Source organism: Streptomyces sp. NPDC050388 (assembly GCF_040655635.1).
In the GTDB taxonomy this organism is placed as follows: domain Bacteria; phylum Actinomycetota; class Actinomycetes; order Streptomycetales; family Streptomycetaceae; genus Streptomyces.
Window position 1 is genome coordinate 66,485 of sequence record NZ_JBFAKH010000038.1, and the last position, 12,363, is coordinate 78,847.

Below are 12,363 nucleotides of genomic sequence, written 5' to 3' on the forward strand. Positions count from 1 at the left end.
ACGGCCCGCAGCGGGCCCGCGGTCCCGTACCCCTCGCTCGCCATGACGTCCCGAGTGTCGACCCGTGACGTCGACATGCCGACCCGCTACGGACGGGCCGGGCCCGGACCCTCACACCGCAGTGGAGAATCCGGGCCCCGGGGGAGAGGTCAGCGCCTGCCGCTCTTGGGGTCGACCAGGCCCGCGCGGCGCAGGGCGTCGGCCATCGCGCTGTTCGCCGGTGCGGGCGCCTGACGCGCGCCGGCGCTTCCGCGACCGCCGCCACCGCCGCGGCCCTGACCCTGCCCCTGGCGCTGCTGGGGCGGGCGTCCCACGCCGCGCTGCCGGCGCCCGCCGGAGGCGTCCCCCTGCTCCGCGGCCTCGTCGTCCAGCCGCAGCGTCAGCGAGATCCGCTTGCGCGGGATGTCGACGTCGAGGACCTTCACCTTGACGATGTCGCCCGGCTTCACCACGTCCCGCGGGTCCTTGACGAACGTCTTCGACATGGCGGAGACATGGACCAGACCGTCCTGGTGGACGCCGACGTCGACGAACGCGCCGAAGGCCGCCACGTTCGTCACCACGCCTTCCAGGATCATCCCGGGCGACAGGTCGGAGATCTTCTCCACGCCCTCCTTGAAGGCGGCGGTCTTGAACGCCGGCCGCGGGTCGCGTCCCGGCTTCTCCAGTTCCCGGAGGATGTCCCCGACGGTCGGCAGACCGAACGTCTCGTCCACGAAGTCCTGCGGTCGCAGCGAGCGCAGCACGGCGGTGTTGCCGATCAGCGAGGCGACCTCCTGGCCGGAGGTCTTCACCATGCGCCGCACGACCGGGTAGGCCTCCGGGTGAACGCTGGAGGCGTCCAGCGGGTCGTCGCCGCCGCGGATCCTGAGGAAGCCGGCGCACTGCTCGAACGCCTTGGGACCGAGCCGCGGCACCTTCTTCAGCTCGCGGCGGGACCCGAACGGCCCGTTGCTGTCCCGGTGGGCCACGATGTTCTCGGCGAGCCCGGAGGTGATGCCGGAGACCCGGGCGAGCAGCGGCGCCGACGCCGTGTTGACGTCCACGCCCACGCCGTTCACACAGTCCTCCACCACCGCGTCCAGCGAACGCGACAGCTTCACCTCGGACAGGTCGTGCTGGTACTGGCCGACGCCGATCGACTTCGGGTCGATCTTCACCAGCTCGGCCAATGGGTCCTGGAGCCGCCGCGCGATCGACACCGCGCCGCGCAGCGACACGTCCATGTCCGGCAGCTCCTGCGAGGCGAACGCGGACGCGGAGTACACGGAGGCGCCCGCCTCGGACACCATGACCTTCGTCAGCTTCAGCTCGGGATGCCGGGTGATGAGGTCGCCGGCGAGCTTGTCGGTCTCCCGGGACGCGGTGCCGTTGCCGATGGCGATCAGCTCGACCGCGTGTTCCCGGGCGAGCCGGGCCAGTTTGGCGATCGCCTCGTCCCACCGGTTCGCCGGGACGTGCGGGTGGATCACGTCGGTGGCGACGACCTTGCCGGTCGCGTCCACCACGGCGACCTTCACGCCTGTACGGAACCCGGGGTCGAGCCCGAGTGTCGCGCGGGTGCCGGCCGGGGCGGCGAGCAGCAGGTCACGGAGGTTGGCCGCGAACACCCGCACCGCCTCGTCCTCGGCCGCCGTACGCAGCCTCAGCCGCAGGTCGATGCCGAGATGCACCAGGATGCGGGTACGCCAGGCCCAGCGGACCGTGTCGAGCAGCCACTTGTCCGCGGGACGGCCCCGGTCGCCGATCCCGAACCGGTGGGCCACCAGGCCCTCGTACGAGGACGGGCCGTCCGTCGCCTCCTCCGGCTCCAGGACGAGGTCGAGGACCTCCTCCTTCTCCCCGCGCAGCATCGCCAGGATCCGGTGCGAGGGCAGCTCGGTGAACGGCTCGGCGAAGTCGAAGTAGTCGGCGAACTTGGCGCCCGCCTCCTCCTTGCCGTCGCGCACCTTGGCGGCGAGCCGCCCGCGCACCCACATGCGCTCCCGCAGCTCGCCGATCAGGTCGGCGTCCTCCGAGAACCGCTCGGTGAGGATGGCCCGCGCTCCGTCCAGGGCGGCCTGCGGATCGGCGACGCCCTTGTCGGCGTCCACGAACGCGGCGGCCGCGGCGAGGGGCTCGACGCCCGGATCACCGAGCAGCCCGTCCGCCAGCGGTTCCAGCCCCGCCTCACGCGCGATCTGTGCCTTGGTGCGCCGCTTGGGCTTGTACGGCAGATAGATGTCCTCCAGGCGCGCCTTGGTCTCCGCGCCCCGGATCCGCTCCTCGAGCTCCTCGGTGAGCTTGCCCTGCTCGCGCACCGATTCCAGGATCGCCGTGCGACGCTCCTCGAGCTCCCGCAGATAGCGCAGCCGCTCCTCGAGCGTGCGCAGCTGCGCATCGTCGAGCATTTCGGTCGCTTCCTTGCGGTAGCGGGCGATGAAGGGCACCGTCGAACCGCCGTCGAGCAGTTCCACGGCGGCTCTGACCTGCCGCTCCTGTACGCCGAGCTCCCCGGCGATCCTGCCTTCGATGGACCCTGTGGAGGGTGTCGTCACGATCCCGTACCGCCTTCTTCGCTGAGGTTGCGCGGCAATTGTGGCAGGTGGCGCCGACAATCGGGGATCAGGGCGGCGACTCGTCGGGCCGTGGCGCGCGCCGGGTCAGGCGCGCCGACCGCGGCCGGCGGACGAGGCACCGCCGAAGAGACGGGCCAGAGCCCGGAACGGCAGCGTCACGACGGTGGCGACGGCGCCGCCGATCTGGCGCAGGACATCCGCGATGGCACGGAACACGTGTTTCCCCTTTCCTCCCCCGACCGTCTTCGGCCGGGACGGACCTTGTGGGCCTCCGTGTACCTCGTCGACGCCTCGACATGCGCGCCGTGCCGCTACGACCGCCCCGAGGCGGCCCGTCGTCGACCCGAAAGGCTCCATGTGAACCGGGGCGGTCTGCGTTCCAGGAACGCGGCGACCCCCTCCGCGGTGTCGCCGTTCCCGTGCGCCCGCTCGCTCCAGTGGTCGTCCCGGTCGGTGCGCCCGTTCGCGAACTCCTTCGCCGCGGCCTGCGTCAACTGCGAACGGGATGTCAGGATCCGGGTGAACTCCGCGACCCGCCGGTCCAGTTCGCCCTCGGGGAGCACCTCGTCGACCAGTCCCGTACGCAGGGCCCGCCCGGTGTCGATCAATTCACCCGAGAACAGCAGGTACTTCGCGGCGGACGGACCCACCAGCGACACCAGCCGCCGGGTGGAGGACGCCGGGTAGACGATGCCGAGCCTGGCCGGTGTCACCCCGAACACCGCTCCCTCCTGGGCGAACCGCAGATCGCAGGCCGCCGCCAGCTGTGCCCCGCCGCCGACGCAGTGGCCCCGGATCGCCGCCAGCGTCGGCTTGGGGAAGGCGGCGAGCGCCTCCTCGGCCGCCACGGCGAGCCGCTGCGCCTCCCGCGGCGACCCCCGGAGCGTGGAGATGTCCGCCCCGGCGCAGAACGTCCCGCCCTCGCCGGTGAGCACCAGTGCCCGTACCCCGGGGTCACCCGCCAGCGTGTCGAGCAGCGGCGGCAGCGCGCGCCACATCGCGGTCGTCATGGCGTTGCGCTTCGCCGGATGGCGGATGACGACCGTGGCGACCGCTTCGGTGACACTGTGCAGCACCTGGGGCTCCATGGGGTCGGATGCTATCCGCCCCGGTCGGGGCGCCGACCGGCAGGAGCGCACGACGAAGGAGAGGGTGAGGGCAAACCCATACAATCCGAATAGTTTGCCGGGGCGGCGCCGGGCAGGCAGAAACGATCCCGCGATGGGCGGCGGCAAACGTCGACGATCAGAAACGCTCGATATCCGCTGACTTCTGTTCAGCGCTTCGGGGGGACGCCGGTCGTTACCAACACTCGACGTGTGGTGACAATCGAGTGTGAGGGCGGCGACCTGACGATGGACGACCAGGGGAGCGGCCCCGGCCCCCGCCCGGAGGGCGGGGAGAGATCCCTCGAGGCGGGCACCGCGGCACCGCTTCCGTACGAGGGTGTCTGGCGCTTCACCGCGCCCGCCGTCGACGCCTCGGTCCCGCAGGCGCGCCACGCCGTACGGGACCTGCTGCTGCGCCAGGGGGTGCCGGTCGCCGACGACGTGGCCCAGGGACTGCTGCTGATCGTCTCGGAACTGGTCACCAACGCCGTACGGCACGCGGCGCTGCTCTCCCCGACGCTCGCCGTCGAGGTCGCCGTCGGTGCCGAGTGGGTCCGGGTGTCCGTGGAGGACAACCATCCCTACCGCCCGACCGCCCTGGAGACCGACCACGGCCGCACCGGCGGTCGCGGACTGCTCCTGGTGCGCGAGATCACCCACGAGGCGGGCGGTCTGTGCGACGTGGAGCACACCGCGAGCGGCGGCAAGGTGGTCTGGGCCGCCCTGCCGCTCAAACCCGTGCGGCTCTGAAACCGGTCACCGGCGGGTGACCGGCACGGTCACCAGCCCGCCGACGGTCCCGTCAGCTCCCGGATCGCCGGGCGGGCGGCGTCCAGGACGGTCATGAACCACACCGAGAAGGTGTCCTCGGCGTGCCGCCGGGCCAGCTCGTCCGGGGTCACGAACGCCGTCGACGCCACCTCCTCCGGGTCCGCCCGCAGCGGTGCCTGCACCAGGCCGACGAACAGGTGGTTGTACTCCTGCTCCACCAGGCCCGAGGCCGGGTCCGGATGGTTGTAGCGGACCGTGCCGGCCTCGGCCAGCAGGGACGGGGACAGGCCCAGCTCCTCGAAGGTCCGCCGGGCCGCCGCCGCGAACGGCGCCTCACCGGGGTAGGGGTGACCGCAGCAGGTGTTGGACCACACACCGGGGGAGTGGTACTTGCCCAGCGCCCGCTGCTGGATCAGCAGCCGCCCGCGCTCGTCGAACAGGAACACCGAGAACGCCCGGTGCAACTGTCCCGGGGGCCGGTGGGCGGCCAGCTTCTCCGAGGTGCCGATCGTCACGCCCTCGTCGTCGACCAGCTCCAGCAAGATCGCCTCGGCGGTACCGCTCGACGGACTGTGCGTCGCGTTGGCAGGTGTGATCGGCATACCCATCCTTCACTCGGTTTTCGCGCCCCAGTCTGCCGCACGAATCCGGCACTCCCGGCACTCCCCGGCACTCCCGCATGTCCCGCGGGCGGGCCGGGGAGTGCCGGGGAGTGCCGCCCGGACACCGGAAGGGGGTTCGGTAAGCGATCGTGCCCGGACCGGTTGCCGGAGAACCGTCCGGAGCCGCACGGCATGAGGGAAGGGGCGCCGGAACGGGGGCGAAAGGATGCGTTCCGCCGGCGCACGGTCCCCGGCCCCACGCCCCGGCCCCACGGCCCCGGGCGCGCCTCCGGCGCCGCCTCAGTGACAGAGTCGTGCCTCGTGCTCCGCGTGGCCGCGCGGCTCCAACTGGAAGGTGCAGTGCTCCACGTCGAAGTGGTCGCCCAGACAGCTCTGGAGCTCGCGCAGCATCTTCTCGTGCCCGAGGGCGTCGAGGACCTCGGTGCTGACGACCACGTGGGCGGAGAGCACCGGCATGCCCGAGGTGATCGTCCAGGCGTGCAGGTCGTGGACGTCCTCGACGCCGTCCGTGGCCAGGATGTGCGCGCGGACCTGGGCCATGTCCACGCCCTTGGGCGCCGCCTCCAGCAGGACGTCCAATGTCTCGCGCAGCAGCTTGAAGCTGCGGGGCACGATCATCAAGGCGATCGCGAGGGAGGCGATCGGGTCGGCTGCCGCCCAGCCGGTGGCCATGACGACCAGAGCGGAGACGATCACCGCGAGCGAGCCGAGCGCGTCGGCGGCCACCTCCAGGAACGCCCCCCGCACGTTCAGGCTCTCCTTCTGCCCGCGCATCAGCAGCGCCAGCGACACCATGTTGGCGACGAGGCCGACCGCGCCGAACACCAGGGTCAGCCCGCCCTCGACATCGGCCGGTGAGACGAACCGCTGGACCGCCTCGAACAGCACATAGCCGCCCACCCCGAGCAGCAGCAGACAGTTCGCCAGGGCGGCGAGGATCTCCGCACGGGCGTATCCGAAGGTGCGGCGCTCGCTCGGCGGGCGGTTCGCGAAATGGATCGCCAGCAGGGCCATGCCGAGTCCCAGAGCGTCGGTCGCCATGTGAGCGGCGTCGGCGACGAGAGCCAGTGAGCCGGACAGCGCACCGCCGACGATCTCGACGACCATGACACCGAGCGTGATCGTCAGCGCCACCCGCAGCCTGCCGCGGTACGCCGCACTCGCCGTACCGCCGGCGGGCGCTCCGTGCGCGTGCCCGTGATCGTGCCCAGCCCCCATGGAGACCGTCCCTTCGTCGCTCGTCCCGATCACAGTGAACTACGGGTGGGGGGTATGGGGCAACGCGGCACTGAACACCGTTGTCATGTGCCCTGACCTGCGGAAAACGATCGCAGGTCAGAAGTGGTCGGGCGTTCTTCGAACCTTGCGGCGCAGCCGTCCTCCGTGATGAGGTCCACACCGGGATTGCCGCACACGGGCGCCGGCGGAGAAGCGGACGAAGCCGCTCCGTGCCGCGACCGGCGGCCCGCTTCCGACCGGCAATGCCCCGTATTCGACTCAATGTCCCTTCTGGGTGCGTGGTTTGTGAGTCGGCCCCGCCATCCCCGATGATGATCGCGGCAGGGATGCGAGTGGAACCACGTCGATCCAACCGCCTAACACGCGGTGAACGTGGGTTCAGGGACATCCGATAGCCTCAGCCGACATGCCGCCCGGAGGCACGTACGGGCGCCCCCACTCATGTACACGACCGGCGTGGACGCGCCGACACTCCAGGGAGTGAGATTCGGTTGTCGACCGCCATCCTCACCGGACAGCCGGTCCCCGGTTCGTCACTCGAGACGGACCTGCGCTCCCTCGGCTTCGACGTGCGGACAGCGGCCGACGCCGCCGAGGCCGAGACACTGCTCGCCGAGGTGCCCGCAGGCCGACGGGTCGCCGTCGTCGACGCCCGCTTCGTGGGCCATGAGCACGCGCTGCGCCTCGGCCTCACCGACCCGCGCTTCCCGCTCGCCGCGATCCCCGGCGCCGTCACCGCCCAGCCGGCCGGCCGCCAGGCCCTGACCCGCGCGATGGCCCGCGAGAGCTCCGTCACCGGCGAGAGCCCGGCCGGCGGCACTACCCTCACCGGTAGTCTCGCCGACCGCGTCGTCGTCGCCCTCGAAGCCGAACGTGCCGACGGCGCTGACGGCATCGACGTGTACCGCCCCGACCTGGGCAGCCTCGTCGCCACCGTCCCCGACGACCCGCAGGCCCGCAACGAGGCCAGGCAGGCCGTCGCCGCGGTCGACGACGAGGCCGTCCGCCTGAAGTCGGCGGTCAAGGCCCGCGACGGCTTCTTCACCACCTACTGCGTCAGCCCGTACTCCCGCTACCTCGCCCGCTGGTGCGCCCGCCGCGGGCTGACCCCCAACCAGGTCACCACCGCCTCGCTGCTCACCGCGCTCATAGCGGCGGGCTGCGCCGCCACCGGAACCCGCGGCGGTTTCGTCGCCGCGGGCGTCCTGCTGCTGGCCTCCTTCGTGCTGGACTGCACCGACGGCCAGCTCGCCCGCTACTCCCTGCAGTACTCCACCCTCGGCGCCTGGCTCGACGCCACCTTCGACCGCGCCAAGGAGTACGCCTACTACGCGGGCCTCGCCCTCGGCGCGGCCCGCGGCGGCGACGACGTGTGGGCCCTGGCCCTCGGCGCGATGGTCCTGCAGACCTGCCGACACGTCGTGGACTTCTCCTTCAACGAGGCGAACACGGGGGACCCCGCCAACACCAGCCCCACCGCCGCCCTCTCCAACCGCCTCGACAGCGTCGGCTGGACGGTCTGGGTCCGCCGCATGATCGTCCTGCCGATCGGCGAGCGCTGGGCGATGCTCGCCGTCCTCACCGCCCTCACGACCCCCCGCATCACCTTCTACGCCCTGCTGATCGGCTGCGCCTTCGCGGCGACGTACACCACGGCGGGCCGTGTCCTGCGCTCGCGGAACCGCAGGGCCCGCCGTGGTGAGCGCGCGACGCGGGCCCTCGCCGACCTGGCCGACACCGGACCGCTCGCCGAGCGCCTGGCGGCCGTGCTGAGGAACACCGCACGGAGCCTGCCCGGCTTCACCGCCCCCGCCGTCGCCCTGCTCGGCGGCGCCGCCGTCGTCACCACGGCCGCGCTGACCGGCTTCGGCGGACCGTGGACCGTCCTCGCGGCCCTGCTCTACGTCCCGGCCTCCGCCCTGGCCGTCGCCCGCCCGCTGGGCGGCGCCCTCGACTGGCTGGTCCCCCCCTTCTTCCGCGCCGCCGAGTACGGCACGGTCCTGGCCCTCGCGGCCAACGCGGACGTGAACGGAGCGCTACCGGCGGCCTACGGACTGGTTGCCGCGGTCGCCTACCATCACTACGACACGGTCTACCGCATCCGCGGCAACGCGGGCGCGCCCCCGCCCTGGCTGGTGCGGGCGATCGGGGGGCACGAGGGCCGCACACTGGCGGTCGCCGTACTGGCGGCCCTGTTCACCGCCTCGCAGTTCACGGTCGCACTCACGGTGCTCGCCGTGGCCGTGGCCCTGCTGGTGCTCGTCGAGAGCATCCGCTTCTGGGTGGCCGCCCACCGGGGCGGCGCGCCCGCCGTACACGATGAAGGAGAACCCGCATGATCGGCCTCGTGCTGGCGGCCGGCGCCGGACGGCGTCTGCGTCCCTACACCGACACCCTGCCCAAGGCGCTGGTGCCGGTGGGGCCCGCGGGCATAGAGGGCGAGCCGACGGTCCTCGACCTGACCCTCGGCAACTTCGCCGAGATCGGCCTCACCGAGGCAGCCGTCATCGTCGGCTACCGCAAGGAGGCCGTGTACGAGCGCAGGGCGGCCCTGGAGCGGAAGTACGGGCTCAAGCTCACCCTCATCGACAACGACAAGGCCGAGGAGTGGAACAACGCCTACTCCCTGTGGTGCGGCCGTGACGCCCTCAAGGACGGAGTGATCCTCGCCAACGGCGACACCGTGCACCCCGTCTCCGTCGAGAAGACGCTGCTCGCCGCCCGCGGCGACGGAAAGCGGATCATCCTCGCCCTCGACACGGTCAAGCAGCTCGCCGACGAGGAGATGAAGGTCGTCGCCGACCCCGGGCGGGGCATGACGAGGATCACCAAGCTGATGGACCCCGCCGAGGCCACCGGCGAGTACATCGGCGTCACCCTCATCGAGGGCGACGCCGCCCCGGAGCTGGTCGACGCGCTGAGGACCGTGTGGGAGACCGACCCGCAGCAGTTCTACGAGCACGGCTACCAGGAGCTCGTGAACCGCGGCTTCCGGATCGACGTGGCGCCGATCGGCGACATCGACTGGGTGGAGATCGACAACCACGACGATCTCGCCCGCGGACGGGAGATCACGTGCCAGTACTGACCCGGCTGATCCCCTCCCCGCTCGTCGTCGACATCCGCCCCGGCGCCCTCGACAGCCTGGGCTGTGTCCTCGCCGACGAGCGCATCTCGCAGTCCGGACGCCTCGCCGTCGCCGTCAGCGGCGGCTCCGGCACCGGGCTGCGCGAGCGGCTCTCCCCGTCGCTGCCCGGCGCCACCTGGTACGAGGTCGGCGGCGGCACCCTCGACGACGCGGTCCGGCTGGCCGGTGCCATAAAGGCCGGCCACTACGACGCGGTCGTCGGACTCGGCGGCGGCAAGATCATCGACTGCGCCAAGTTCGCCGCGGCACGCGTCGGCCTCCCCCTGGTCGCCGTACCGACGAACCTCGCGCACGACGGTCTCTGCTCGCCCGTCGCCACCCTCGACAACGACGCGGGACGCGGCTCCTACGGGGTGCCCAACCCGATCGCCGTCGTCATCGACCTGGACATCATCCGGGACGCCCCGGTGCGCTACGTACGCGCCGGGATCGGCGACGCCGTCTCCAACATCTCCGCCGTCGCGGACTGGGAACTGGCGGGCCGGATCAAGGGCGAGCGGATCGACGGACTCGCCGCGGCCATGGCCCGGCAGGCCGGCGAGTCCGTGCTGCGCCACCCCGGGGGCATCGGCGACAACGACTTCCTCCAGGTGCTCGCCGAGGCGCTGGTCCTCAGCGGCATCGCCATGTCGGTGTCCGGTGACTCGCGGCCGTCCTCCGGGGCCTGCCACGAGATCAACCACGCCTTCGACCTGCTTTTCCCCAAGCGGGCCGCCGCCCACGGAGAGCAGTGCGGGCTGGGCGCGGCCTTCGCGATGTACCTGCGTGGCGCGCACGAGGAGTCGGTGTACATGGCCGAGGTGCTGCGCCGGCACGGGCTGCCGGTGCTGCCCCAGGAGATCGGCTTCACGACGGAGGAGTTCGTCCGGGCCGTCGAATTCGCCCCGGAGACCCGGCCCGGCCGCTACACGATCCTCGAGCATCTCGACCTGAAGACCGAACAGATCAAGGACGTCTACGCCGACTATGTCAAGGCCATCGGTAGCTGAACTCCGTCCGGTCGTACACCCCGCGGGGGTGAAGGACCGGCGCAGCGGTGAGCACTGGATGGGACGCCTCTACATGCGTGAGGTGTCCCTGCGGGTGGACCGCTACCTGGTGAACACCAGGGTCACGCCCAACCAGCTCACGTACCTGATGACCGTCTTCGGCGTCCTCGCGGCCCCGGCCCTGCTGGTGCCGGGGATCACGGGAGCCGTCCTCGGCGTGGTCATGGTCCAGATGTACCTGCTGCTGGACTGCGTCGACGGCGAGGTCGCCCGCTGGAAGCAGCAGTTCTCGCTCAGCGGGGTCTACCTGGACCGGGTCGGCGCCTACCTGTGCGACGCCGCCGTCCTGGTCGGACTGGGCCTGCGGGCAGCCGACCTGTGGGGCACCGGGCGCATCGACTGGCTCTGGGCCTTCCTCGGCACCCTGGCCGCCCTCGGCGCGATCCTGGTCAAGGCCGAGACCGACCTGGTCGGCGTGGCCCGCCACCAGGGCGGGCTGCCGCCGGTCAAGGAGGCGGCCTCCGAGCCGCGCTCCTCCGGCATGGCACTGGCCCGCCGGGCCGCCGGGGCCCTGAAGTTCCACCGGCTGATCCTCGGTATCGAGGCGTCCCTGCTGATCCTGGTCCTCGCGATCGTGGACGCGGCCCGGGACGACCTGTTCTTCACCCGGCTCGGTACCGCCGTCCTCGCCGGGATCGCCCTGCTGCAGACCGTTCTGCACCTGGTGTCCATCCTCGCCTCCAGCAGGCTGAGGTGACCGCTGTGGGCTCCTCCCTCACGGTCGGCGCGGTGATCATCACCATGGGCAACCGCCCCGACGAACTGCGCGCCCTGCTCGACTCCGTCGCCGAGCAGGAGGGCGCCCCGGTCCAGGTGGTCGTGGTGGGGAACGGCTCGCCCGTCCCCGACGTACCCGAGGGCGTGCGCACCGTCGAGCTGCCGGAGAACCTCGGCATCCCCGGCGGCCGCAACGTCGGCATCGAGGCCTTCGGACCGAACGGCCGGGACGTCGACATCCTGCTGTTCCTCGACGACGACGGCCTCCTGGCGAGCCACGACACCGCCGAGCTGTGCCGCGAGGCGTTCACGGCCGACCCGGGGCTCGGCATCATCAGCTTCCGCATCGCCGACCCGGACACCGGGGCCACCCAGCGCCGCCACGTGCCCCGGCTGCGCGCCGCCGACCCGATGCGCTCCTCCCGGGTGACGACCTTCCTCGGCGGTGCCAACGCCGTACGCACCCGGGTCTTCGCCGACGTCGGCGGGCTGCCCGACGCGTTCTTCTACGCCCACGAGGAGACCGACCTGGCCTGGCGGGCCCTCGACGCCGGCTGGATGATCGACTACCGGTCCGACATGGTGCTGTACCACCCGACCACCGCCCCCTCGCGGCACGCGGTCTACCACCGCATGGTCGCCCGCAACCGGGTCTGGCTGGCCCGTCGCAATCTTCCCGTGCCCCTGGTCCCCGTGTATCTGGGCGTCTGGATGCTGCTCACGCTGGTGCGCAGGCCCTCGCGCCCGGCCCTGAAGGCCTGGTTCGGCGGCTTCCGGGAGGGCTGGACCACCCCTTGCGGGACCCGCCGGCCCATGAAGTGGCGTACGGTGTGGCGGCTGACCCGGCTGGGCCGGCCCCCCGTCATCTGACAAGCTCGTATCCGGAACCAGCCGGGAACCACGGGTCCACACCCCGGGCCCCGGCACGTGCCAGGCCCGCGGGGGCCGCGCATCTCGAAGAGGGAAAGCTTCCACCAGTGAGTGAGACAACGCACGACGGCACGGTCGCGGTCGGCGCGTCCGTGCCGCCCGACGAGGGCCTCACGGCGGCCGAGCTCGCCGCCCGGTACGGGCTGACGGTCAGCGGCGCCCGGCCCTCGCTGCCCGAGTACGTCCGCCGGCTGTGGGCGCGCCGGCACTTCATCCTGG

At 72.0% G+C, this 12,363-nt stretch carries 11 protein-coding genes and 1 pseudogene; 7 read left to right on the forward strand and 5 right to left on the reverse strand.

What is annotated here, in order from left to right:
• Nucleotides 1–149: 149 nt before the first annotated feature.
• The 3 genes from AB0I73_RS22405 to AB0I73_RS22415 all read right to left on the reverse strand — a co-directional run bounded on the left by AB0I73_RS22405 (nt 150) and on the right by AB0I73_RS22415 (nt 3,646).
• Nucleotides 150–2,537, reverse strand: a complete 2,388-nt coding sequence (locus AB0I73_RS22405; RefSeq protein WP_363039956.1) for a Tex family protein — start codon at nt 2,535–2,537, stop codon at nt 150–152.
• A gap of 105 nt (nt 2,538–2,642) precedes the next feature.
• Nucleotides 2,643–2,774: an LPFR motif small protein gene (locus AB0I73_RS22410; RefSeq protein ID WP_363039958.1), complete on the reverse strand. Its 132-nt coding sequence runs from the start codon at nt 2,772–2,774 to the stop codon at nt 2,643–2,645.
• Between the two features lie 95 nt (nt 2,775–2,869).
• Entirely contained in the window at nt 2,870–3,646 is a 777-nt protein-coding gene (locus tag AB0I73_RS22415; RefSeq protein WP_363039960.1) for an enoyl-CoA hydratase/isomerase family protein, read from the reverse strand.
• Nucleotides 3,647–3,913: 267 nt separating this feature from the next.
• On the opposite strand from AB0I73_RS22415, the gene AB0I73_RS22420 reads away from it, so the two are divergent.
• Nucleotides 3,914–4,417, forward strand: coding sequence for an ATP-binding protein (locus AB0I73_RS22420; protein WP_363039978.1), 504 nt, complete (start codon nt 3,914–3,916; stop codon nt 4,415–4,417).
• A gap of 29 nt (nt 4,418–4,446) precedes the next feature.
• On the opposite strand, the gene idi is transcribed toward AB0I73_RS22420, so the two are convergent.
• Both idi and AB0I73_RS22430 read right to left on the reverse strand, forming a co-directional pair.
• On the reverse strand, nt 4,447–5,040 hold the full coding sequence (idi, locus tag AB0I73_RS22425; RefSeq protein WP_363039962.1) for an isopentenyl-diphosphate Delta-isomerase: 594 nt from the start codon (nt 5,038–5,040) through the stop codon (nt 4,447–4,449).
• A 300-nt stretch (nt 5,041–5,340) separates the two neighbouring features.
• The gene (locus tag AB0I73_RS22430; RefSeq protein WP_363039964.1) at nt 5,341–6,279 is read right to left on the reverse strand and encodes a cation diffusion facilitator family transporter; all 939 of its coding nucleotides are present in this window, start codon (nt 6,277–6,279) and stop codon (nt 5,341–5,343) included.
• 512 nt (nt 6,280–6,791) lie between these two features.
• Between AB0I73_RS22430 and AB0I73_RS22435 the strand changes: the two genes are divergently transcribed.
• From AB0I73_RS22435 to AB0I73_RS22460, 6 genes and pseudogenes are all read left to right on the forward strand, one after another.
• A complete protein-coding gene (locus AB0I73_RS22435) occupies nt 6,792–8,639 on the forward strand; it encodes a DUF5941 domain-containing protein (RefSeq protein ID WP_363039966.1) in 1,848 nt (615 codons plus the stop codon).
• Nucleotides 8,636–9,388 carry a phosphocholine cytidylyltransferase family protein gene (locus tag AB0I73_RS22440; RefSeq protein ID WP_363039968.1) on the forward strand — a complete coding sequence of 251 codons (753 nt, stop codon included), beginning with the start codon at nt 8,636–8,638 and terminating at the stop codon, nt 9,386–9,388. Before AB0I73_RS22435 ends, AB0I73_RS22440 begins: the two co-directional genes overlap by 4 nt.
• Nucleotides 9,376–10,437 carry an iron-containing alcohol dehydrogenase family protein gene (locus tag AB0I73_RS22445; protein ID WP_363039970.1) on the forward strand — a complete coding sequence of 354 codons (1,062 nt, stop codon included), beginning with the start codon at nt 9,376–9,378 and terminating at the stop codon, nt 10,435–10,437. Before AB0I73_RS22440 ends, AB0I73_RS22445 begins: the two co-directional genes overlap by 13 nt.
• On the forward strand, nt 10,415–11,194 hold the full coding sequence (locus AB0I73_RS22450) for a CDP-alcohol phosphatidyltransferase family protein (RefSeq protein ID WP_363039972.1): 780 nt from the start codon (nt 10,415–10,417) through the stop codon (nt 11,192–11,194). The genes AB0I73_RS22445 and AB0I73_RS22450 overlap by 23 nt, the downstream gene beginning before the upstream one ends.
• Before the next feature lie 44 nt (nt 11,195–11,238).
• Nucleotides 11,239–12,084 (forward strand): glycosyltransferase, encoded by an 846-nt coding sequence (locus AB0I73_RS22455; RefSeq protein ID WP_363039980.1) that lies wholly within the window; start codon nt 11,239–11,241, stop codon nt 12,082–12,084.
• A 107-nt stretch (nt 12,085–12,191) separates the two neighbouring features.
• Nucleotides 12,192–12,363: pseudogene (locus AB0I73_RS22460) on the forward strand (ABC transporter permease); the annotation flags it as partial.

Coding starts and splice junctions, on each gene's coding strand:
- idi (WP_363039962.1), bottom strand. CDS start 5,040: ATGCCGATCACACCTGCCAACGCGACGCACAGTCCGTCGAGCGGTACC.
- AB0I73_RS22450 (WP_363039972.1), top strand. CDS start 10,415: ATGTCAAGGCCATCGGTAGCTGAACTCCGTCCGGTCGTACACCCCGCG.
- AB0I73_RS22455 (WP_363039980.1), top strand. CDS start 11,239: ATGGGCAACCGCCCCGACGAACTGCGCGCCCTGCTCGACTCCGTCGCC.
- AB0I73_RS22420 (WP_363039978.1), top strand. CDS start 3,914: ATGGACGACCAGGGGAGCGGCCCCGGCCCCCGCCCGGAGGGCGGGGAG.
- AB0I73_RS22430 (WP_363039964.1), bottom strand. CDS start 6,279: ATGGGGGCTGGGCACGATCACGGGCACGCGCACGGAGCGCCCGCCGGC.
- AB0I73_RS22415 (WP_363039960.1), bottom strand. CDS start 3,646: ATGGAGCCCCAGGTGCTGCACAGTGTCACCGAAGCGGTCGCCACGGTC.
- AB0I73_RS22440 (WP_363039968.1), top strand. CDS start 8,636: ATGATCGGCCTCGTGCTGGCGGCCGGCGCCGGACGGCGTCTGCGTCCC.